This window comes from Quadrisphaera setariae (assembly GCF_008041935.1).
Classification (GTDB): domain Bacteria; phylum Actinomycetota; class Actinomycetes; order Actinomycetales; family Quadrisphaeraceae; genus Quadrisphaera; species Quadrisphaera setariae.
In genome coordinates, this window is record NZ_VKAC01000009.1 from 58233 (window position 1) to 80390 (window position 22158).

At 76.2% G+C, this 22158-nt stretch carries 19 protein-coding genes; 13 read left to right on the forward strand and 6 right to left on the reverse strand.

Annotation, left to right across the window (positions count from 1 at the left end; translation table 11 throughout):
• Positions 1-225, reverse strand: a complete 225-nt coding sequence (locus FMM08_RS15280; protein WP_147927246.1) for a DUF3107 domain-containing protein — start codon at positions 223-225, stop codon at positions 1-3.
• A gap of 203 nt (positions 226-428) precedes the next feature.
• Between FMM08_RS15280 and FMM08_RS23100 the strand changes: the two genes are divergently transcribed.
• From FMM08_RS23100 to FMM08_RS23740, 4 genes are all read left to right on the forward strand, one after another.
• On the forward strand, positions 429-1352 hold the full coding sequence (locus FMM08_RS23100) for a hypothetical protein (protein ID WP_187279779.1): 924 nt from the start codon (positions 429-431) through the stop codon (positions 1350-1352).
• 109 nt (positions 1353-1461) lie between these two features.
• Positions 1462-2637: a ThiF family adenylyltransferase gene (locus tag FMM08_RS15285; protein WP_147927247.1), complete on the forward strand. Its 1176-nt coding sequence runs from the start codon at positions 1462-1464 to the stop codon at positions 2635-2637.
• 17 nt (positions 2638-2654) lie between these two features.
• Positions 2655-3233, forward strand: a complete 579-nt coding sequence (idi, locus tag FMM08_RS15290; RefSeq protein WP_147927248.1) for an isopentenyl-diphosphate Delta-isomerase — start codon at positions 2655-2657, stop codon at positions 3231-3233.
• A complete protein-coding gene (locus FMM08_RS23740) occupies positions 3170-3568 on the forward strand; it encodes an MGMT family protein (RefSeq protein ID WP_255472443.1) in 399 nt (132 codons plus the stop codon). The genes idi and FMM08_RS23740 overlap by 64 nt, the downstream gene beginning before the upstream one ends.
• Positions 3569-3585: 17 nt before the next feature.
• On the opposite strand, the gene FMM08_RS23985 is transcribed toward FMM08_RS23740, so the two are convergent.
• Entirely contained in the window at positions 3586-5298 is a 1713-nt protein-coding gene (locus FMM08_RS23985) for a protein kinase domain-containing protein (protein WP_147927250.1), read from the reverse strand.
• A 212-nt stretch (positions 5299-5510) separates the two neighbouring features.
• On the opposite strand from FMM08_RS23985, the gene FMM08_RS15305 reads away from it, so the two are divergent.
• From FMM08_RS15305 to FMM08_RS15330, 7 genes are all read left to right on the forward strand, one after another.
• Positions 5511-8816 carry an ATP-dependent helicase gene (locus FMM08_RS15305; protein WP_147927251.1) on the forward strand — a complete coding sequence of 1102 codons (3306 nt, stop codon included), beginning with the start codon at positions 5511-5513 and terminating at the stop codon, positions 8814-8816.
• Entirely contained in the window at positions 8813-12280 is a 3468-nt protein-coding gene (locus FMM08_RS15310) for an ATP-dependent helicase (protein ID WP_147927252.1), read from the forward strand. The genes FMM08_RS15305 and FMM08_RS15310 overlap by 4 nt, the downstream gene beginning before the upstream one ends.
• Positions 12281-12398: 118 nt before the next feature.
• Positions 12399-13979, forward strand: coding sequence for a methyl-accepting chemotaxis protein (locus FMM08_RS15315; RefSeq protein WP_147927253.1), 1581 nt, complete (start codon positions 12399-12401; stop codon positions 13977-13979).
• A gap of 106 nt (positions 13980-14085) precedes the next feature.
• Positions 14086-14769 (forward strand): hypothetical protein, encoded by a 684-nt coding sequence (locus FMM08_RS23105; protein ID WP_187279780.1) that lies wholly within the window; start codon positions 14086-14088, stop codon positions 14767-14769.
• Between the two features lie 68 nt (positions 14770-14837).
• Positions 14838-15683 (forward strand): MerR family transcriptional regulator, encoded by an 846-nt coding sequence (locus FMM08_RS15320; protein ID WP_187279781.1) that lies wholly within the window; start codon positions 14838-14840, stop codon positions 15681-15683.
• Between the two features lie 52 nt (positions 15684-15735).
• Positions 15736-16164, forward strand: a complete 429-nt coding sequence (locus FMM08_RS15325; RefSeq protein WP_147927255.1) for a RidA family protein — start codon at positions 15736-15738, stop codon at positions 16162-16164.
• A gap of 10 nt (positions 16165-16174) precedes the next feature.
• Positions 16175-16462 carry a GNAT family N-acetyltransferase gene (locus FMM08_RS15330; RefSeq protein WP_147927256.1) on the forward strand — a complete coding sequence of 96 codons (288 nt, stop codon included), beginning with the start codon at positions 16175-16177 and terminating at the stop codon, positions 16460-16462.
• A 75-nt stretch (positions 16463-16537) separates the two neighbouring features.
• Here FMM08_RS15330 and FMM08_RS15335 read toward each other — a convergent pair whose 3' ends face one another.
• Both FMM08_RS15335 and FMM08_RS15340 read right to left on the reverse strand, forming a co-directional pair.
• Positions 16538-17515 carry a BadF/BadG/BcrA/BcrD ATPase family protein gene (locus FMM08_RS15335; RefSeq protein WP_187279782.1) on the reverse strand — a complete coding sequence of 326 codons (978 nt, stop codon included), beginning with the start codon at positions 17513-17515 and terminating at the stop codon, positions 16538-16540.
• Positions 17516-17688: 173 nt separating this feature from the next.
• A complete protein-coding gene (locus FMM08_RS15340) occupies positions 17689-19251 on the reverse strand; it encodes a methyl-accepting chemotaxis protein (RefSeq protein WP_187279783.1) in 1563 nt (520 codons plus the stop codon).
• Positions 19252-19395: 144 nt separating this feature from the next.
• Between FMM08_RS15340 and FMM08_RS15345 the strand changes: the two genes are divergently transcribed.
• Positions 19396-19758, forward strand: coding sequence for a hypothetical protein (locus FMM08_RS15345; protein WP_147927259.1), 363 nt, complete (start codon positions 19396-19398; stop codon positions 19756-19758).
• A 2-nt stretch (positions 19759-19760) separates the two neighbouring features.
• Positions 19761-20552, forward strand: coding sequence for a nitroreductase family protein (locus tag FMM08_RS15350; RefSeq protein WP_147927260.1), 792 nt, complete (start codon positions 19761-19763; stop codon positions 20550-20552).
• Here the strand turns inward: FMM08_RS15350 and FMM08_RS15355 are convergent.
• Together FMM08_RS15355 and FMM08_RS15360 are read right to left on the reverse strand one after the other, a co-directional pair.
• Positions 20531-21286 (reverse strand): hypothetical protein, encoded by a 756-nt coding sequence (locus FMM08_RS15355; RefSeq protein ID WP_147927261.1) that lies wholly within the window; start codon positions 21284-21286, stop codon positions 20531-20533. The two genes, FMM08_RS15350 and FMM08_RS15355, sit on opposite strands and share 22 nt — an antisense overlap.
• Positions 21283-22155 (reverse strand): endonuclease/exonuclease/phosphatase family protein, encoded by an 873-nt coding sequence (locus tag FMM08_RS15360; RefSeq protein WP_147927262.1) that lies wholly within the window; start codon positions 22153-22155, stop codon positions 21283-21285. Before FMM08_RS15360 ends, FMM08_RS15355 begins: the two co-directional genes overlap by 4 nt.
• Positions 22156-22158 lie beyond the last annotated feature (3 nt).

Below are 22158 nucleotides of genomic sequence, written 5' to 3' on the forward strand. Positions count from 1 at the left end.
TCAGAGCGCGCCGAAGCCGACGCCGCGCTTCTCCTCGGAGCCGATCTCCACGAAGGCGATCGCCGCACCGGGGACCAGCACGGTGCGGCCGCGCTCGTCCTTGAGGGTCAGCGTGGTGCCGCCCTTGAGCGCGGCGCTGACCGCGGCGCTGACGTCGGCGACGCTGTCGTTGGACTCCAGCACCACCTCGCGGGGGCTGTTCTGCACGCCGATCCGGATCTCCACGGGGCCTCCTGTGCTGGATGTGCTGATGGCTGTCCTGCGTGCGCACCGCGTGCGCAGGGCTCCATCCTGCACCGAGGGGTCGTGGGCGCTCGCAGGACGAGTGCTGGCGTTCGCCCTCGCCGAACCCGCCAGGTCTGTGACACTCCGTGAATCGCCCACCACAGGGCGCTCATGCACTGCCGACCACCGCCGGGAGGCGCACGATGACCGGTCAGACGATCGGCCAGACCACCGACCGCACCGCATCGCGCGTCGACGACGTCGTGAGGGTCGCGCTGACCGTGCCGGGTGTCACGGGCGTGCGCGTGCAGCCCGACGCCGACGGCTCGGCCACCGTCCGCCTCGAGCTGGCGCCGGGTGCCGACGAGCAGCAGGTGGCCGCCGCCGTGGAGGCCGCGCTCGAGCGCGACGCCGCCGTCGGCCCGGTCGCTCCCGAGCAGGCGCCCCCGCAGGCTCCCGGCGCCGAGCCCGGCCCCGGGCCGGTGGCGCTCGTCGCTCCGGTCGCCGTCGCGGGCGCTGCCCCGGCTGCCGACGGCGCTCCCGCCCCGGAGGCGCCCGCGCCCCGTGCCGGGGCGCGCGTGCCCATGCCGGCCGTCACCCCTGAGAAGACCGAGCGCGCCGAGCGGCCCGACCGCCCGCGCACGGGTCGCATCTCGGTCCCGCCGCTGAGCGCCTCCTCCGTGGCGGCGACCCCCGCCCCGCAGTGGTTGGGCGACGTCACCCCGGAGCCGAAGGGCGACGGCGGCGAGCGCCTCGTGCTGGAGCGCGTGCAGGTGGTCACCGAGGGCCTGTCCACCACGGCCACCGTGGTGCTGGCCCGGGGTCGTGCCGTGCACACCGGCGTCGCGGAGTCCGCGAACACGCCGGCCGGCGGCCCGCGGGCGCTCGCGTCGGCGACGCTGCGCGCCCTGGAGTCCGCCGCGGGCGGCAGCCTGCGCGCCGAGGTCGAGGCCGTGCGCCCCTGCGAGCTGGACGGCCGCGCCGCCGTCACGGTGATGGTCGGCACGGCGAGCGCTCGCGGCAGCGAGCAGCTGGTCGGCACCGCGCTCGAGGGCGGCTCCCAGCCCGCCGTCGTGAGGGCCGTCCTGGCGGCCTGCAACCGCCGCCTCGCGCCCGACCTGGGCTGACCCGCCCCCTCTCCTCCTCGCACTTTCCGCGGCAAGTGCGTCACTCGCACCACCCATGTCGCACCTTGTGCGGAAAGTGCGACATGGGAGGGCGTGCGAGAGTTGAGCGGTGGAGCCGCTCGTCGAGCCCGGCCCGCCGCTGACCCCCGAGGAGCGCCAGCGGTGGTCGCGCCACCTCCTGCTGCCCAGCGTCGGTGAGCTCGGCCAGCGCCGGCTGCGCGCCGCGCGGGTCGGCGTCGTCGGGGCCGGGGGCCTGGGCTCCCCGGTGCTCGCCTACCTCGCGGCCGCGGGCGTCGGTGAGCTGGTGGTCGTCGACGACGACGTCGTCGAGGCCTCCAACCTCCAGCGGCAGGTGCTGCACGGCGCCTCGGACGTCGGGCGGCCCAAGGTCGACTCCGCCGCCGACGCCCTGGCCCGCCAGGCGCCCTGGACCTCCGTGGTCCGCGCGCCCGAGCGCCTCACCGCCGGCAACGCCGCGCGGCTGCTCGCCGGCTGCCACCTCGTCATCGACGGCGCGGACAACTTCGCCACCCGCTACGCCGTGGCCGACGCCTGCGAGCAGCTGGGGGTGCCGGAGGTGTTCGGGTCGCTGCTGCAGCACGACGCGCAGGTCGCCGTGTTCTGGCCGGGCCACCCCTCGGGGGCCCCGGGCTACCGCGACCTGTTCCCCGCGCCGCCTCCGCCCGGCTCCGTGGCCTCCTGCGCCGAGGCCGGCGTGCTCGGCGCGCTGTGCGGCGTGGTGGGTTCGGTCATGGCCGTCGAGGCGGTGAAGCTGCTGGTGGGAGCGGGGGAGCCGCTGCTCGGCCGGCTGCTGGTCCTCGACGCGATGGCGATGTCCTGGCGGACCGTGCGCGTGCGCGCCTCCGCCGCTCAGGACGACGACGAGCGCGGCGGCGCCCGGGCTGCTGGCGCTGGCGGGCACGGTGCCGCGGTGCCGCAGCCGCGCGCCGAGGAGCCGCTGCCCGCCGACGCCGAGGTCACGCCGCGCGAGCTCGCCGAGGCGCTGGCCGGCGGCGCCGACGTCGTCCTCGTGGACGTGCGGACGGCCGCGGAGCGGTCGCTGGGGTCGCTGCCGGGCGCCATCTCCGTCCCGCTGGAGGACGCCGTGGCCGGGGTCCTGCCGCCGCTGCCGCCGGGGCGCGTGGTGGTGCACTGCCGCTCCGGCGCCCGCTCCGAGCGGGCCGTGCGCGCGCTGCGCGCCGCCGGTCGCACCGAGGTGGCGCACCTGCGCGGGGGCCTGCTGGCGTGGGCCGCAGACGTCGACCCCGGGCTCGTGGTGGCCTGAGCGCCTAGGCTCGTGCGGTGACGACCTCCCTGGCCGCCCCCGGCGCCGAGACGAGCGCGCCCGAGCTCGTGGTGCTCCTCGACGAGCAGCGCCGCCCCGTCGGCAGCACCCCGAAGGCGGGCGTGCACACCTCTGAGACCCCGCTCCACCTGGCGTTCTCCTGCTACGTCAGCGACACCCGCGGCCGGCTGCTCCTGACGCGCCGCGCGGTCTCCAAGCTCACCTGGCCGGGCGTGTGGACCAACTCCGTCTGCGGCCACCCCGCGCCCGGTGAGCCCTTCGAGGACGCCGTGCGCCGCCGCGCCCGCCAGGAGCTGGGCCTGGAGGTCCGTGACCTCGTCGAGCGCCTGCCCGACTTCGCCTACCGCGCAGTCGACGCCTCCGGGGTGGTGGAGAACGAGTTCTGCCCGGTCTTCACCGCCGTGGCCGACGCCGACCCGGTGCCCGACCCCGACGAGGTCGCGGAGTGGGCGTGGGTCGAGTGGGACGACGCCGTGGTCCTCGCCGCGCGCACGCCGTTCGCCATCTCCCCGTGGGCCGTGCTGCAGCTGGGCCAGCTCAGCCAGCTGGAGCTCGGCGCAGGAGCGACCCGCTGACGCCACAGCACCGGCAGCGCCCACCCGGGCGCGCCTACATCGACGACGTCGGCCCCCTGGTCCTGGCCATCCCCGAGGGCATGGCGCTGACGTACGGCGACGTCGCCGAGCTCACCGGCTGGGGCGCCGCCCGCGCGGTCGGTGCGGTGATGAGCCAGCACGGGCACGAGCTGCCCTGGTGGCGCGTCGTACGCGCCGACGGTTCTCTTCCGGAAGGGCTGGTGCCCCGAGCGATGATCCACTGGGCTGACGAGGGGCACCCGCTGGTGCTCGGCACCAGCCGGCTCGACCTGGCGAGGTGCCGCTGGGACGGCCCTGAGGACGCCCCCGCCTGAGGGGGCGTGCGGGAGCGTCAGCCGTCCTGCTGGCGCCCTCGGCCCTGGCCCTGGCCCTGCTGCTCGCCGCTGCGGCCGGGGTTCGTGCCGGCGCCGTCCGCCGCACCTCCACCCGTCCCCTGCCCTCGCCCCTGGCCCTGGCCCTGGCCCTGGCCCTGGCCCTGTTTCGGTTCCGTTCCCGTCGTCTGCTCCTGGGACGACCCCTGTGACGGCTGCGGCGGCGGTTCCTGTCCCCCTCCCTGGCTGGCGGTGGGCTGCCCAGCGCCAGCGTCGTGAGGCTGCTGGGGAGTGCCCTGCGGAGCCGCCGACGCCGAGCTGGTGCCTGCTGGTACTCGCGACGGCGCGTCCGTGGAGGCGCCGGTCGGTTCCCCACCGACGGACCGGGTCGGGGCGGTCGAGGGCGTCTGCGCCGGCGCGCTCGAGGCCGCGGGGCCTGCTGCGCCCCTCAGCACGTCCTCCGGGGACGTCGTCCCAGACGGGGCAGCTGCTGAGGCGAGGCCGGGGGTCGCCTGCTCCTGCGGCCGGGCGGTGACCTGGGCGACGGCAGCGGTCGAGGGACCGTCGGCACTGGTCAGCACCACGGACGTGCTGGGCGGGGCCTGCTCTCCGGTGGGCGCTCCGCCGGTGGTCGTCGAGCTCGTCGACCCCGACGACTCCCGGTCCGGCACCCGGCCCGGCAGCCAGCCGGTGAGGGCCAGGACCACGGCGAGCACTCCCACCGCGAGCGCCGCCGCCCTGCCGCGGTGGCCGCGCCGGGCTCCGCGGCGGAGGGGCACCTGCGCGGTCGGGACGGCGGTGGTGTCGGCGGTCGGCGTGGTCGCCGCGGTGGCGCCCCCCGGCGGGCCCGTGCGCCGTCCCGCTCCGACACCGACGGCGAGGAGGTCCTCCCGGAAGGCGTCGGCGTCGGCGTGCCTGTCGTCGCGGTCCTTGGACAGCGCGGTGAGCACCACCCGGTCGAGGTGCTCGTCGACGGCGCCGTGGTGGTGGCTCGGTGGCGCGGGGAGCTCCCTCACGTGCTGGTACGCCACCGCGAAGGGGGAGTCGCCGACGAAGGGCGGTCGGCCGGTGAGCAGCTCGTGAAGGAGGCAGCCGGTGGAGTACAGGTCGGTGCGGGCGTCGACCCCCTCGCCGCGCGCCTGCTCGGGGGAGAGGTACTGGGCGGTGCCGATGACGGCGCTGGTCTGGGTCATGGTGGCCGTGGAGTCGGCGAGGGCGCGGGCGATGCCGAAGTCCATGACCTTGGTGCCGCCCGAGGGCGTCACCATGACGTTGGCGGGCTTGACGTCGCGGTGGACGATGCCGGCGTCGTGGGCGGCCTGCAGGGCCTTGAGCACACCAGCGGTGATCTCCACGGCGCGCTGCGCGCCCAGCCCGGGCTGTCCGGCCCGGACGGCCTCGTCGAGCAGGTCGCGCACGGTGCGGCCCTCGACGAGCTCCATGACGATGTAGGACGTGCGCACCGGCACCCCGTCGGAACCGGCGGAGACGTCCTCGCCGGCGTCGTAGACGGCGACGATCCCCGGGTGGTTCAGGAGCGCCGTCGACTGGGCCTCACGGCGGAACCGGGCCAGGAAGACGGGGTCGCGCGCCACGTCGGAGCGCAGCAGCTTGATGGCGACCCGGCGGTCGAGGCGCTGGTCGCGCCCGGCGTGGACCTCGGCCATGCCACCGCGTCCCAGCAGCTCGCCCAGCTCGTAGCGGCCGCTGAGCACGCGCACGGTCCCGCTCACGGCCACCTCTTCCGACTCCTCGGGACCTCAGCGGTCCCACTGGCCCTCGGGCGCCACCGGTCGCGGGCGGTCCCGCACCGGGCCCTCGTGCTCGCCGTGAGCCTCTCGCACCGCGGGCGGCGGTGCCCACTCGAGGAGCTCGACCGGTGCTCCACCGGCGGAGCACCCGGCCCCTGGGCCGTGCTGTCGGTGGTGCGTGGCACGGTCGTGCCATGACCGCCGTCGCCGTCCCGCGCTTCGTGCGCGGTGCGTCGTCGACGACGGCGGGGAGCGCGCCCGCGGCGCCCGCCCTCGACGCCGTGCAGCGGCGCGTGGCCGAGCACCCGGCCGGCGGTGGACCGCTCGTCGTCCTGGGGGCCCCTGGCACCGGCAAGACGACGGCGCTCCTGGAGGCGCTGGTGACCCGGGTCGAGCGCGACGGCGCCGACCCGTCCTCCCTGCTCGTGCTGGCCCCCTCGCGCCGTGCAGCGGCGTCCCTGCGCGACCGCGTGAGCTCCCGCCTGGGCCGCACGACCACCGAGGCGCTGGTCCGCACGCCGCACTCCCTGGCCTGGGCGCTGCTGCGCCGCGCCGCGCAGGCCTCCGGCGGTCCTGCGCCGCGGCTGCTCACCGGCCCCGAGCAGGACCAGGTGCTCGCCGAGCTGCTGCGCGGCCACGACGACGGCGACGCGCCCGCACCGGCGTGGCCGGACGACGTCGCCGCAGCCGTCCGGGGGGTCCCGGCGTTCCGAGGCGAGCTGCGCGACCTGCTCATGCGCGCCCTCGAGCGCGGTCTGGGCCCGCGTGACCTCGCGCGTCTCGCCGACCTCCACAGCCGCCCTGCCTGGCGCGCCGCCGCCGTCGTCCTCGCCGAGTACCTGCAGGTCACAGCGCTGGCGAGCCCGGGAGCCCACGACCCGGCCGCCATCGTGCACGACGCCTGCGCCGCCCTGCGGGCCGATCCGGCGCTGCTCGCCGCGGAGCGCGCCCGGCTGTCGCTGGTCGCCGTCGACGACCACCACGAGTCCACCGCCGCCACCGCCGAGCTGCTCGACCTGCTCGCCGGCCGCGGTGGCGACCTGCTGCTCCTCGGAGACCCCGACACCACCACCACGACGTTCCGCGGCGGCGACCCGACCCTGCTCGGCGGCGCCGCGGAGCGGTTCGCCGGCCCGGACGGCCCGGCCCCCGTGGCCGTGCTGCCCACCCGCTGGCGCTCCGCCCGTGCCGTGGCTGCCGCGTCGGTGCGGGTGGCGCGGCGCACCGGGAGCGTGGGGGCCGTCGTCCACCGCGATGCCGACCCTGCAGCCACCGCCGAGGACGGCGGCGTGGAGGCCCACCTGCTGCCCACCCCCGTGCAGGAGGCCGCCCTCGTCGCGGCGCTGCTGCGCGAGGAGCACGTGCGCGCCGGCACGCCGTGGCGCGAGATGGCGGTGGTGGTCCGCAGCTCCGGTGGCACCGGGACCCTGCGCCGCGAGCTGGGCCGCGTGGGCGTGCCCGTCGTGGTCCCGCCCGCAGAGGTGCCCGTGCGGGCCGAGCCCGCCGTGGTACCGCTGCTCGTGGCCCTGCGGCTCGTCCTCTCGGACCCCTGGAAGGACGACGACGGCCACCGCCCCGCTGTCGACGACGTGCTCGCGCTGCTCGCCCCTCCCGTCGGCGGGGCCGACCCGCTCGCGCTGCGCCGGCTGCGCCAGGTGCTGCTCGCCGCCGAGCGCCAGCGCGTCGCAGACCTGCCGCCGGGCGGAGCACCCGCGGGTCTGCGGAGCAGCGACGCGCTGCTCGTCGACGTCGTCCTGCACCCCGACCGCTGGCCCGACCTGCCGGCGCGAGCGGCGCGGCCAGCGCGGCACGTCGCCGCGGTGCTGGCCGCCGGCCGCGACGCCGCGCGGGCGGGCGGGAGCGCCGAGGAGGTGCTCTGGGCGCTGTGGGCGAGCACGGGCCTCGCGGAGCGGTGGCGCGCTCGGGCGCTGGCCGCTCCCTCGGCGTCCGGGCTGGGAGCGGAGTCCGCGGCGGCGCTCGCCGACCGCGACCTCGACGCCGTCGTCGCCCTCTTCGACGCCGCCTCGCGCTACGAGGAGCGCGAGCCGGGCTCGCCCCCGCAGCGCTTCCTCGAGCACCTCGAGGCGCAGGACGTGCCCGCCGACTCCCTGGCGGCCCGCGCCACCGGTGCCGGGGCGGTGGAGCTGCTCACGCCCACGGCGGCCGCGGGGCGCGAGTGGGACGTCGTCGTGGTGCCCGGGCTCCAGGAGGGCGCCTGGCCGGACACGCGCCTGCGCGGCTCCCTCCTGGGGGCACCCGAGCTCGCCGACGTGCTGGCGGGGCGGCTCTCCGCCGACGAGCAGATCGCCCCGGCCGCCGCTGCCGCCGCGGCCCGGCGCCAGGTGCTGGACGACGAGCACCGCCTCCTGCAGGTGGCCGTCTCACGCGCGCGGCGGCGCCTGGTGGTGACGGCGGTGCGCAGCGAGGACGAGCGGCCCTCGCCCTTCGTCGACCTCGTCTGCCCGCCGGAGCCCCCGGCAGACGGCGAGCCCGCAGACCACGAGCGGCCGTTGAGCAGCGTGCCGCGCGCCACGTCGCTGCCCGCGCTCGTGGCCGAGCTGCGGTCGGTGCTGCTGACCCCCGTCGGTGCCCGGGACCGCACAGGCGCCGTCGTCGACGAGGTGCGCCACGCGCACGCCGCTGCGGCCCTGGCCCGCCTGGCGGCTGCCGGCGTGCCCGGCGCGGACCCGCGCGACTGGTACGGCCTGCCGCCGGTCTCCGACGAGGCGCCCCTGCGAGAGCCCGAGCAGCCCGTGCCGGTCAGCCCGTCCGCGGTGGAGTCGTTCAGCCGCTGCGGCCTGCGCTGGCTGCTGGAGGCCAGCGGCGGCCGCCCCGCTGACTCGGTGCAGCAGGGCGTGGGCAACCTCGTGCACCGCATCGCCCAGGAGCTGCCCGAGGGCAGCCACGCGGAGATGGCGGCGCGCCTGGAGGAGCTGTGGCCGACGCTCGGGCTGCCCGACACCTGGGTGGGGCAGCGGGAGCGGCGCAAGGCCGAGCGGATGGTGCGGATGCTCGCTGCCTACGTGCTCGACGCGCGCGCCGCGGGGCGCACGCTGGCCGGTGTCGAGGTGGAGGTCGACGCCGCCATCGGCAGGGCCCTGGTCAAGGGGCGGCTCGACAGGCTCGAACGCGAGCCCGACGGCTCGCTGCGCGTGGTGGACCTCAAGACCGGCCAGCGAGCGCCCCGGGCCGACGAGCTGTCCACGCACCCGCAGCTGGGGCTCTACCAGGCCGTGGTCGACTCCGGCGCCCTTGGCGAGGGCGAGCGCAGCGGCGGCGCGGCCCTGGTGCAGCTCGGCGGGAAGCGCGCCAAGCCGGGCGTCCAGGCGCAGGAGCGCCTCGCCGACGCCGCGGACCCCCGGTGGGCCCACGACCTGCTGCAGCGCACCGCGGAGGGCATGGCCGCCAGCGCTTTCGACGCCGTCGCCAACGACCTGTGCTCGAAGTGCCCGGTGCGCACCAGCTGCCCGCTGCGCCCCGAGGGCGGGTGCGTCCGATGAGCACCACGAAGAGCCCGGCGACGAGCACGGAGAGCACGACGACGCCCGCGACGACGCCCGCGGCGAGGCCCGTCCAGGCGCTCAGCGCCGCCGACATCGCCTCCGCGCTCGGCCAGCACCCGCCCACGCAGGAGCAGACCGCCGTCATCGAGGCCCCGCTGGCCCCGCTGCTCGTGGTCGCGGGAGCTGGCTCGGGCAAGACCGAGACGATGGCCGCGCGCGTGGTGTGGCTCGTGGCCAACGGGCACGTCGAGCCCGAGCGCGTGCTCGGGCTGACCTTCACCCGCAAGGCCGCGGGCGAGCTCGCCGAGCGCGTGCGCCTGCGCCTGACCGCGCTGGAGCGGGCCGGTCTGCTGCCCGTGAGCGAGGGAGCCGAGGGTGGGGGCGGCGGGATCGGTGACGCCTCGCCCACGGTCGCGACCTACCACGCGTACGCCGCCGGCCTGGTCACCGACCACGGCCTGCGCATCGGGATCGAACCCCGCTCCCAGCTCATCGGCCCGGCGGCCGCGTGGCAGCTGGCCGCCGACGTCGTCGACGGCGCCGACGGTGAGGGCGCGAACGGCCTGGGCGACCTCGACGCCGCGCCGTCCACCGTGGTCACCGCCGTGCTGGGTCTCGCCGGGGAGTGCGCGGAGCACCTCGTGGACGTCGACGCCGTCGACGCGACCCTCGCGAGCGTGGTCCAGCGCATCAGCGCCCTGCCGGGCAGGGTGCCCGCGAAGACCGCGACGGCGCTGGAGGTGCTCCAGCAGCGCCGCCGCGTGCTGCCGCTGCTGCGCCGCTACGCCGAGCGCAAGCGCGAGCTCGGTGTGCTCGACCACGGCGACCAGGTGCGCCTGGCCGCGCGCATCGCCGCCGAGGTGCCCGCCGTCGCCGCCCTGGAGCGCGCCCGGTGGGGCGTGGTGCTGCTCGACGAGTACCAGGACACCTCCACCGCCCAGGCCGAGCTCCTCTCCCGCCTGTTCGGCAGCGGCCACCCGGTCACCGCCGTCGGCGACCCCCACCAGGCCATCTACGGCTGGCGCGGCGCGAGCGCCGGCGGCCTGCAGGCCTTCCCCACCCGCTTCCGCCGCTCCGACGGTGCGGCGGCCGCTCACCTGGCGCTGTCCACGAGCTGGCGCAACGACGTCGCCGTCCTGGACGCCGCAGCCGTGGTCGCCCAGCCGCTGCGCGCCGCCTCGCGCCTGCCGCTGCCCGTGCTCGGTCCGCGCCCCGGTGCCGGCGAGGGCCGCGTGGAGGTGGCGTGGGCCCAGACCGCGGGGGAGGAGGCGGCGCTCGTCGCGGACCGGATCGCCGTCATCTGGCACGCCGACGCCCGGCGGCCCCCCGACCAGCGGCGCACCGCCGCGGTCCTGTGCCGGGCGCGGTCGCAGTTCCCGCTGCTGGAGGAGGCGCTGCGGGCCCGCGACGTCCCCGTCGAGGTGGTGGGCCTCGGCGGCCTGCTGCTGCGCCCGGAGGTGGTCGACGTGGTCTCCGCGCTGCGCGCCGTCGCCGACCCCACCCGCGGAGACGCGGTGGTCCGGCTGCTCACCGGTCCGCGCTGGCGGCTCGGACCGCGTGACCTCGCGGTGCTGGCCGCGTGGTCGCGCCGGCGGGCGACCTCCCGCCGGTCCCGCCCCGAAGCACCGGCCGACGGCCGGCCGAGCGCGGCGGCGCTGGCCGAGCTCGCCGAGGAGGCGAGCCTGGTCGACGCCGTGGACGACCCGCCCCCGCCCGACTGGGAGACCTCCGACGGCTCCCGCCTGTCCGACGCCGGACGAGAGCGCGTGCGCGAGGCAGGGCTGCTGCTGCGCCGGCTGCGGGAGCTGGACCTGCCGCTGGCCGACCTCGTCGTCGCCGTCGAGAGGGCGCTGCTGCTCGACGTCGAGCTGGCAGCGCGAGCGTCGGTGGACGGCAGCAGTCCCGCGGCCGCGCGCGCCGGTCTCGACGCGCTCGCGGAGGTCGCGGCGTCGTTCACCGAGGCGACGGGCACCGGGACGTCGCACCGGTCGTCGCTGCGGGCGTTCCTGGCGTGGCTCAGCCTGGCCGAGGAGCACGAGCACGGCCTCGACCAGTCGTCGTCCTCGGACGCCGACGAGCCCACCCCCGGCCTGGGTGACGGGGCCGACGAGGGGACCGAGCCCAGCCGGACCGCCGTGCAGCTGCTCACCGTGCACGCGTCCAAGGGGCTCGAGTGGGACGTCGTCGCCGTCGCCGGGCTCGCCGAGCACGGGTTCCCGACGCGGCCGCGCACGTCGCAGGGCTGGCTGTCAGGGCTGGGCGTGCTGCCGCACCCGCTGCGCGGTGACGCCGACTCCCTGCCGCACCTGGGGTGGGAGGCCGCGCTCGACGCCAAGGGCGCCGAGACCGAGCGGGCGGCGTACGCCGAGCGCTGCGCCGAGGCCCACCGCGCCGAGGAGCGGCGCCTCGCGTACGTGGCGCTGACCCGCGCTCGGTCGCTGCTGCTGCTGACCGGCGCCTGGTGGGGCGGGGAGCGGAAGAAGGAGCGCGTGCCGTCCGCGTTCCTCGTCGAGGTGGTCGAGCACCTGCGCGGGCTCGGTGCTGGTGCGGGCGGGGGAGCCGACGAGGTCCCCGAGCTGCCCGAGGCGCCGGAGGAGGCCGAGAACCCCGAGCTGGCCGAGCCGCGCCGGGCCCGCTGGCCGTTCGACCCGCTCGGCCCGCGCCGCCCCGCCCTGGAGGCGGCGGCGGCCGCCGTGCAGGCGGCCTCCGAGCTCACGCCACCGGACGCGGGCCCGTGGGCGGAGGAGGTGGAGGCGCTGCTGGCCGAGCGCGCCCGCGGCGACGCCGGCGGTGCACCCGACGTGGAGCTGCCCGCCCACCTCTCGGCCTCCCGCCTGGTGCAGCTCGCCGCGGACCCGGCGGCCCTCGCGCTGGCCGTGCGCCGCCCGGTCCCCGTGCAGCCGCGGGTGGCCACGCGTCGCGGCGTGGCCTTCCACGCCTGGCTGGAGGAGAGGTTCCGCTCGGCCGCGCTGCTCGACCTCGACGAGGTCCTCGGACCCGACGGTGAGGGCGACGAGCCGGACGACGATCTCGACGACGGACCCGCTGACGGTCTGGGGCCGCTGGGCGCCGACGAGGAGGAGCTGGCGGCGCTGCAGGCGAGCTTCCTCGCCTCGGAGTGGGCCCGGCGGGAGCCGGTCGCCGTCGAGGTGGACCTGGAGACACCCGTCGCGGGGCTCGTGGTGCGCTGCCGCGTGGACGCCGTGTTCCCCCGTCCGGCCGAGCAGGGCGGCGGCGTGGACGTCGTCGACTGGAAGACCGGGCGACCACCCACGGGGGAGGCGGCCCACGCCGCCGCCGTGCAGCTCGCCGTGTACCGACTGGCCTGGTCGCGGTGGAAGGGGGTGCCGTTGTCTCAGGTGGGAGCCGCGTTCTTCTACGCCGCCACCGGCACGACGAGCCGTCCTGCGGACCTCCTCGACGCCGACGGCCTGGAGGCGCTGGTCCGGGCAGCGGGGTGAAACCTGGTCGTTGCTCCGTCCGTGGCGGGGGACGCTCAAGGGGGACGCGGTCGGCGACGACGGTGGTGGTGGAGGCGCACCGCGTCGCTGCACCACACGTCTGCACGGTGGAGAAGAGATGCTGTCGTTGCGCTGGACCGTCGGACGTCGTCTGACAGCCGGTTTCGCCCTGGCCACCGTGCTGCTCGCGGTGGTCGGTGGGCTGGCCCTGAAGTTCACCGAGACGCTGTACGCCAACCAGGACGCCGTCCAGCACACGTACCAGGTGCTGAGCGCTCTCACGGCTCTCGACAGCAGCCTCAAGGACGCCGAGACCGGTCAGCGCGGCTACCTCATCACGGGAGACGACGCCTACCTCGCGCCCTTCACCGCGGCGAAGTCGACCACGGCTGAGGAGCTGGACGAGGTCGCAGCCCTGACGGCGGACAACCCGGAGCAGCAGGAGCGCATCGCCACGATCCGTCCGCTCATCGACAGCAAGTACGCCGAGATGCAGTCCACGATCGACCTGCGCAGGACCAGCGGCTTCGAAGCGGCCCAGGCCGTCGTGCTGACGAACGCCGGCAAGACGGTCATGGACCAGATCCGCCAGACCACCGGCCAGATGGCCACCGAGGAGGCCTCGCTGCTCGACGTGCGCCGGGAGACCTCCGACGAGGCCCGCCAGAGCGCGCTGGTCGTCATGGTCTCCGGAACGCTCGGTGGTGCGGTGGCCTTCACCCTCATCGCCGTCCTCGTCACCCGCAGCATCAGGCGGCCCCTCAAGGACCTCGGCGACGGCCTGGAGAACATCGCCAGCGGCGACGGTGACCTGACGGCCCGCCTGGACGAGTCGCGCACCGACGAGTTCGGCGCCGTCACCAAGGCCTTCAACCGGTTCGTCGAGACCATCCGCTTGACGATCGCCTCGGCAGCGGCCAGTGCGCAGGCCGTGGCGGCCGCCAGCGAGGAGCTCTCCGCGACGTCCTCCCTCATCGACGGCAACGCCCAGGAGGCCGCTGAGCAGGCGAGCGCCGCCACGGGCACCGCCAGCTCGGTCGCGGGCAGCGTGGAGACCGTCTCCGCGGGTGCCGAGGAGATGCGGGCCTCCATCGAGGAGATCGCCCGCAGCACCAGCCGCGCCGCGGAGGTCACCAACCAGGCGGTCGCTGCCGCCGAGTCGACCAGCGCCACCATCAGCTCCCTCGGCGCTTCGAGCCGGGAGATCGGGGACGTCGTCAAGGTCATCACGAGCATCGCCGAGCAGACCAACCTCCTCGCCCTGAACGCGACCATCGAGGCGGCCCGCGCCGGTGAGGCCGGCAAGGGCTTCGCAGTGGTGGCGAGCGAGGTCAAGGACCTGGCGCAGGGCACCGCCCGCGCGACGGCGGACATCACCGCCAAGATCACGCAGATCCAGACCTCCACGGGCTCGGCGGTGGCCGCCATCGCCGAGATCACCGAGATCATCAGCAGGATCAACGAGTTTCAGGTGACCATCTCGGCTGCCGTGGAGGAGCAGGCCGCCACCACCACGGAGATGAGCCGGGCGATCTCCGACGCCTCCGCCGGGACGTCGACCTTCGCCGCGAGCCTCGACACCGTCGCCGGTGCCATCACCTCCACGAGCCGAGGGCTCGGCGAGACCCGCACCGCGGTGGCGGAGCTGTCGCAGATGGCCGCTGTGCTCGACGGCCTGGTGGGGCGCTTCAAGCACTGACCAGCGCCCTCGGAGGTCGTCGAGGCCACCGGGGAGCAGGGCGGGGACGCACCGCAGGGCGGCGCGCCCCTCGCCCGTCCGGCCGAGCGAGCCCTACCCTCCGCACGTGGACGACGCCGCGCCGACCTCGTCCCCCGCCCCGCTCGTGACGTCGGCGGCGGTGACGAAGCTCGTGCTGGGGCTGCTCGTCGTCGTCCTCGACCTGCGCCTGCAGGGCTTCGACCTCCTCGTCGACGCGGTGGGCTGGGTGGTGGTCGTCGGAGCGCTCGCGCACCTGGCGTCAGCGGTGCCCGGGCTGCGGGCCGCCCGCGCGGTGGCCCTGCTCGCCGCCGTGCTGTCCCTCGCGGACCTGCTGCACCCGACGCGCACCACCACCGAGGACGTCTTCGGTGACGGCTCGACGACCACCAGCACCACCGCGGTGGTCGCTCCCGACGGGCTGCAGGGTGCCCTCGCCTGGGGGTACGAGGCGCTGTGCGTGGTCTTCCTCGTGCAGGTCTGCCTCGTGCTCGCGTCGGCCGCCTCCCAGGAGCAGCACCCGCAGGTGGCGTCCCGGCTGCGGACCGTCGCCGCGGTCACCGGCGTCGTGCAGGGGGCGGACGTGCTGCTGGGTGGCGTGGCGCTCCTCACCGGTTGGGAGGCCCTGGACGGTGCGCCGGAGCTCGTCTGGACCGGGCTGCTGCTGGCCGTCGGGGGCCTCCTCACCACCGCCTGGGTGCTGCTGTCGCTGTGGCGTCTGCGCACCTGGCCGCTGCTCAGCTCTCCGTCGGACACCGCTCTGCGCGCTTGACCTTCCCCCTGCGGCAAGCCCGACGCTGGGCGTGCGGCCGGAGGCACCGGGCGCACGAGGGGAGTGACGTGCTCACGATCGGGCAGTTCGCCCAGGCGACGGGGCTCACCGCGAAGGCGCTGCGCCTCTACGACGAGACGGGCCTGCTGGAGCCGGCCGAGGTGGACCCGGTGACCGGGTACCGCCGCTACGAGGTCTCGCAGGTGCGCCGAGCGGCGCAGGTGGCCGTCATGCGCCGCATGGGCGTGCCGCTGGAGGACGTCGGGCGAGTGCTCGACCAGCCCGACGCCGCGGAGCAGCTGCTCGACCGGCACGCCGAGGGGGTGCGGCGGCGGCACGCGGCCGAGGAGGCGGCGCTGGTGGCCGGGCGGGCGCAGCTCGCCGCCTACGAGCGCGACGTCCCCGTGGAGCACCGCCGCGCACCGGCGCAGCCGTGGGCGGGCGTGGTGGTCGACGTCCCCGCGGACCCGGAGGACGAGGCCGCCGACCTCACCGACGAGGCAGCCGAGCAGGCGTTCTCCCGCCTGTGGTCCACCCTGACCGCTGCGGGCGCGCAGGTCACCGGCCCGTGGTGGACGACGATGCGGACGGTCGACGGCCACGACGACCGCGTCCAGCTGGTGCTGAGCTGGCCGCTCGCCGCCCTTCCGGAGAGCGAGCTGGGCGTCGAGGGAGCCCGGGTGGAGACCGGCGTGCTGCCCGAGCGCACGGAAGCGCTCGTCCGCCTGCTCCACGCCGAGGACCACGCCGGTGACGGTGTGGAGGGCGTCCCCACCGCTGCCGTGGTGCACCTGCTGGAGCAGCTCGGCGACGACGAGGCGCTCGACACCCAGGTGCGTCAGGTGGGCGTGCTCGACGAGCAGGGCGCGCCCGTCGGCGTGGAGCTGGTGGTGACCACCGCCGTCCACGGCTGACGGAGCGGAACGGCGTGGCGCTGCTGCAGGAGGCGCTGGGAGGGTGGCGCGCATGACGACGACCTCCTCCACCGACGGCTCCGGTCCCGTCCGGCTGGTGCGCAGCGAGCAGCTGACCCCGTCCGTGCCGTACGCCTACGCCGCCACCACCGACCGCCCGGGCCGCCTCCTGTTCACCGCGGGGGCGTGCCCCCTCGACGACGAGTGCCGCGTGGTCTCGCCCGGCGACGTCGTCGCGCAGACCGAGCAGGTCATCGCCAACCTGCGCACGGTGCTGCAGGAGGCCGGCGCAGACCTGACGAGCGTGGTGAAGTCGACGGTGTACGTCGCCTCGACCCGCGCCGAGGACCTGCACGCCGCGTGGGACGTCGTGGCCCGCGCCTTCGGCGAGCACGACGCCCCGAGCACCCTGCTGGGTGTCACCGTCCTCGGCTGGCCGGACCAGCTGGTGGAGGTCGAGGCCGTCGCCGTCCTGCCGTGACGGTCCCGCTGTGAGCGTGGGGCCGGCTGAGCCCGACGTCACCGCGTCGCCCTTCGTCGTCCTGAGCGGTGACGGGCTGGTGCTGCGCTGCCTGCGGCAGCGCGACGTGGCCGCCCTGCTGGCCGGTGAGGACGACGACCAGGTCCGCTGGCTGCTCGAGGGCCACCGCTCCGAGCTCGAGCGGACCCGGCGGTGGGTGGGCGAGACCCAGCGGGAGTGGGCGGCCGGTGGTCCGCGGCGGCACCTCGGCGTGTTCGACGGCGAGCGGCTCGACCGGTACGAGCGCCCGCTGCGCTGAACGGCTCCGCAGAACGCCCCAGGCCCAGGGGCTCGACCTCGAGCCTCCTCGAGCTCGGTAGGAGCCGGCTCGAGCTCACGCGCTGACGAGGCGGCGGCGCGCTGCGTCGTCGAGCTCCCCGAGCAGCTCCAGCGCCATGAGCGCCGCTCCCCGGACGGGGTCCGTGACCCCCGGCTGGAGCTCGCAGGTGCTGCCCGCCAGCGCGGCCGCCAGCCGAGAGGAGAAGGCGGGGTCGGTCGCGAGGGACCCGGTGCACCCCACCGGCACCGCGGCCGTCCCGACGAGCGGCGCGAGGAGGAGCACGCCCACTGCGGTGCGCTCAGCCAGCGCGCGCAGGGCGCGGTCAGCGAGAGGACTGGTCTCGGCGGCCGCGGTGACGAGCGGGGCGAGCGGTCCGAGGCGCCGGGTGGTCGAGTGCGGGGTCCCCGACGCCGTCAGGTCGAGGACGGTCCGGCGGAGGGCGTCGACGTCCTCGACCTCCAGCGCCTCCATGAGCTCGGCCACGAAGGAGCCGTCCTGCGGCGCCGATCGGGCTGAGAGGACCTGCTGGACGACGTCGAGCACCAGGTGGCGCGCGGCGCCGGCGTAGTGGGCCAGCTGGCCGTTCTCCACCTCCTCGCCGCGTGCGGTGATCGCGAGCACCATCGAGCCCGTGCCCGCCACCACGATCACGCCGGGGCTTCCCGCGAGCACTCCTCGGTGCGCAGTGACGGCGTCGTTGACGAAGACCTGCGGGCAGACCAGCTCGGGCAGCGCCAGGTGCTCGCGCGCCCAGTCGAGCGAGCGGTCGCCGTCGGCGCCGCCGCGGCTGCTGATCCCCGCCACCCCCGCCACGAGCGCGGCCGCGTCACCGGGCGACAGACCGCTCGTGCTGAGGGCCTCCAGCACGGTCCTGCGGAGGTTCTCCACGGCGTCGTCGTGGTGGTGCCACGCGCCCGCCGGACCGGTGGCGCTGCCCAGCAGGCCGCCGTCGAGACCGAAGCAGCTGGCGCGCGTGTGCGTCCCTCCGGCGTCGACTGCCACGACGCAGCGACCGAGCGTCTTCGCTGGCACCCGAAGACCGTACCGGTGTGGTCGAGAGGGGACGAGGGGCTGCCGGACGCCGAGGTGGCCGCCGTGCTCGACACCGCCCTCGCAGCGTGCGCAGCGCCCTCGAGGAGGGCGCTGCGCACGCTGACGGGGCTCGTTCCACCCCGCTGAGGTCAGCGGGGTGCGAGGAGCGGTGCTCAGACGGTGAAGCCGGCCACCGCCTGCTGCAGCCGCGTGCTGAGCGAGGTCAGCTCCGCGGAGGCGCCGCGGGCCTCGGAGGCGCGGTTGCGGCTGCCCTCAGCGCCGGCGGCGAGCATGGAGATGTTGGCGGCGATCTCCTGGGACCCCGAGGCCGCGTCGGCGACGTTGCGGGTCATCTCCTGGGAGGTGGCCGACTGCTCCTCCACCGCTGCGGCGATGGTGGTCTGGTGGTCGTTGATGCGGCCGATGACCTCGCTGATGCGCTCGATCGCCGAGACCGCGCCGCTGGTGTCCTCCTGGATGGTGGACACGCGGTGGGAGATGTCCTCGGTGGCCTGGGCGGTCTGGCGGGCCAGCTCCTTGACCTCCCCGGCCACGACCGCGAAGCCCTTGCCGAGCTCACCGGCGCGGGCGGCCTCGATGGTGGCGTTCAGGGCCAGGAGGTTGGTCTGCTCGGCGATGGACGTGATGAGGTTGACCACCGAGACGATCTCCTGGCTGGAGGCGCCGAGGCGGGCGACGGTGGCGGTGGTGGCCTCGACGGCCTCGACGGCCTGGGCGGCCACGGCGGCGGCCTGGGCGGCGCTGGCGGAGATCTCTCCGATGGCGGTCTGCATCTCGCCCGAGCCGGCGGCGACGGTGTCGACGCTGACGGAGACCGAGGAGGCGGCGGCGGAGACGAGGTCTGCCTGGGCGGCGGACTCGTCGGCGCGGCCGACCACGTCCACGGCGAGCTGGTCCAGGGTGCGGGAGGTGCCGGTGAGCTGGTCGGTGGTGGCGATGACCACGCCCATGGCGCGGCCGAACTCGTCGAGGGTGTGGTCCAGCGAGACCGAGACGGAGGCGAGCTCGTCGTTTCCGACGATGCCGGCGCGAGCGCGCAGGTCGCCGGTGGCCACCCGGCCCAGGACGGTGCGGACGTGCTCCAGCGGGCGGGTGATGCTGCGGGTGATCACCACGGCCAGCGTGAGGGAGACGGCCAGCGCCACGAGGGCGATGCCCACCAGCACGCGGACCGCCGAGTCGGCCGCGGCCTGCGCCTCCTGGGCCGCCGCGGCGGCGCCGGCGGACTGGGCGGCGAGGGCGTCGGTGAGGGACTTGCTGATGGCGTCCTCCAGCTCGAAGTACTTGGCGTTGAGGGATGCCACCGTGGTGGTGTCCCCCGCAGCCGTCGCCGCGACCAGCTTCTGGAGGTTGTCGTTGTACTGCGGCACGGCGCTGGAGACCGTCGTGACGGCCGCGGTGGCCTTCGGCGTCAGGGAGGTGCTCTGCAGGGAGCTGATGTCCTTCTGCACAGCTGCCATCGCGGCGTCTGCCGCCTTCACGTACCCGGCCTGCATCTCGGCCGTGTTGCCGGTGAGGTACTGGCGGGACAGGTTGGTGAGGTACGTCTGCCAGTCGACCTTGAGCTGGCCGAGCTGCTCCAGCGGCACGGTCCCGGTCTGCCGCACCTCCTGGGCGCGGTGGTTCAGCGCGAGGACCTGCGAGACGCCGACCCCGCCCATCCCCATCACGGCGACGGCGAGGGTCACGACGAGCGCGAACAGCCGGGTGCGCACGCTCCAGCGCGATGACCGGAGGAGGGCGCTTCGGCCGGGGGCGGCAGGCATGGTGGTTCGGTCTCCCTCAGGTGGTTTCTGGGTGATCTCTGGGGTCGTCGGCGCGCTCGGCCCCCGCCTTGAGGTTCCGGTTAGCGTGACCGGGTGACGACATCGCGCCTGCGGGCGGCGCCGGCGGTGCTGCTCAGCGCAGCCGCGGCCAGCTGGGCCGCGAACTGCGCGGTCGGCCTGGCGGCGTGGCGGGGCCGGCGGGGCAGCAGGTGGCCGCACCACGCCCTCTACGCCTCCACGTGCACGTGGACGCTGCTCGCGCTCGCAGCCTCCGCGCTCCTCGGCCGGAGCAGGACGACGACGGCCCTGCTGGCGCCCGCGCTGCTGCCGCTCGTCGTCGTCGCGAGGGTCCGTCCGGGCGGGACCGGTCACGTGCTGCTCGCCGCGTCGCTGGCCCCGCCCCTGCTGGGCGCCACCGCTGCCGCCTGGGCGGCAGCGGGGACGAGGAGCCGCTGACCGTGGAGCTGCTCGAGGCGATCCGCCGCCGGCGCACCACGAACGGCGCCTTCCTGCCCGACCCGGTCAGCGCCGAGCACCAGCGCCTGCTCGTGGAGGTGGCGGGACGCGCGCCGAGCCAGCTCAACAGCCAGCCGTGGCGCTTCGTGCTGGTCGAGGACCGGTCCACCATCGATCGCATCGCCGCGATCAGCGGCGAGAGCATGACCACGGCGATGTCGGGCGGCACGTTCTTCGAGCGGTACAAGCGCTACTTCCGCTTCAGCGCTGCGGAGATGGCGCAGCACCGCAGCGGCATGCTCTTCGACAGGCTGCCCGCCCCGCTGCGGCCGTTCACCGGCCAGGTGTTCACCCGCCGCGGGCAGAGGCTCATGAACGCGCTGCGGGTGCCGCAGACGCTGGGGGAGGAGAACCGCAAGCTCGTCGCCGGGTCCCCGCTGCTGCTGGCGGCGCTGCTGGACAAGGCCGAGCACCGCCCGGGGGAGCTGTCGGCGTTCTACTCGCTGTTCTCCCTGGGCGCCGCGGTGGAGAACATCTGGCTCACCACGGTCGAGCTGGGGCTGGGCATCCAGTTCGTCTCGTTCCCCATGGAGGTGCCTGGCGCGTGGGGCCGCATCGAGGAGCTGCTGGAGGTGCCCGACCACCTCGACCTCATGGCCGTCTACCGCATCGGCCACGTCCCACCGGAGCAGCGGCGCCCCGCCATCGACTGGTCGAGCAGCGAGCGGCGCGCGCCCTCCCAGTACGTCTACCGCGAGACGTGCGCCACGCCTCAGACCGGCTGGGACGGCTGAGCAGGGCTGAAGGTCCGCACGACCCGGGCGAAGGCCCCGGCCTCTGACAGCTGCGGCGGGAAGAGGTCGCCGGTGGTGGTGCCGGCCAGGTCCAGCCGCACGGTCTTGTCGGTCCACCGCGCCCGCTTGACCTTTCCCTCACCAGCGACTCGGACCAGGTGCCAGGGCAGCCGGTGCCCGCCCACCTGGAGCCCGTCCGCGTGCAGCACGAACGGCCCCCAGGGGACGACGGCACCGCCGCGCAGCTCGCGGCCGACCTTCCTCGCGAGCCGTCGGTCGGCTCCCGCGAAGCCCCACCAGAGGAACGCGGCGCCGACGAGGAGGCCGAACGGGCTGAGCAGGCCCCACCGCAGGTCGAACGCGTCGTACCCGGTCGCGGCGGTCGTGCCCCAGGCGACGGCTCGGTAGGTGTCCGGGTCGCCGGTGGTGCTGTCGAGGGTGCCGCCGTAGTGCGTGGTGAGCGTCCCCCTGACCTCCCGCCCGTCGGCGGTCCACGTCGCGGGGCAGTCCGTCCCGCCGCGACCCGCACCGCGCACCACGATCGTCGTCTCGCACGTGCCACCCGCCCGGGTGCTGGCGACCACCTCCGTGCCCGTGGCGTACCCGTACGCCGAGGGCGCCTTGAGGACGCCCCAGCCCGCGAAGATCGTCGCGAAGATGACCGGCCAGGCCAGCCACGTGAAGGCGACCGACAGCGCGGGGGGCTTCGGGGTGGACCGGGCCGGGGCGCTCATCCGCCGGAGGCTAGGGGCTGGTCCGCCTCCACGTCGACGACGAGCGCGCGGTGGTCACCCACCGCGAGCTGCTCGGCACGCCCGGTGGCGCTGACCGGTGCGCCGAGGGAGACGACGTGGTCCAGCTGCAGGCGCGGTGCGGCGCCGGGGAAGGTGGGGGCGGCCACCAGCGTCGGTGCACCCGCGGCCCGCTTCACCAGCGCTCCCGGCAGGTTGAGGTCTCCGGCCAGCAGCACCTGCCGTGTCGGACCGGCCGAGCCCGAGGGGGCGAGGCCCCGCAGCCACGACGCGACCCGGCGCAGCTGCCGCAGCGCCGTCGGAGGTGCGAAGGACAGGTGGGTCGCCGCGACCACCGTCCCGTCTCCCAGGACGGCGGCGACGGCCGTGCGCGGCTCGTCGGGGAACAGCAGCACGCCCGTGCGGCCGGTGACGGGATCGGGGACGACGAGCGGGAGCCTGCCGCGTCCGGTGCCGAGGTCGAGGGCGTGCCAGGCGACCACGGGCCGCCGGACGAGCAGCGCCACGCCGAACGTGGGGCCGCGCAGCCCGCGCGCCTCGTCCTGGTCCGAGCCCGGCCCCGTGCTCCCGACCGGGCCTCGCAGCGAGCCGGCCAGCGGGGCCCAGTCGCGCCGCAGCCCGGGGGTCCCCTCCAGCGCGGGCGCCATCCGCCAGTGGTCGAGGCCCAGCGCCGCGGACGCCTCCGCGGCCTGGTCGAGACCGCCCGAGCGGGGTTGGGCGTCGTCCACCTCCGCCAGCGCGACCGCGTCGCACCCCGACAGGCCGCGCAGGGCGTCCCGCAGGGCTGCGGCGCCGAGCTGGCGCCCGTCTCGGCCCCTCCCGGAGGCGAGGTTCAGCGCTGCGACCCTCACGCC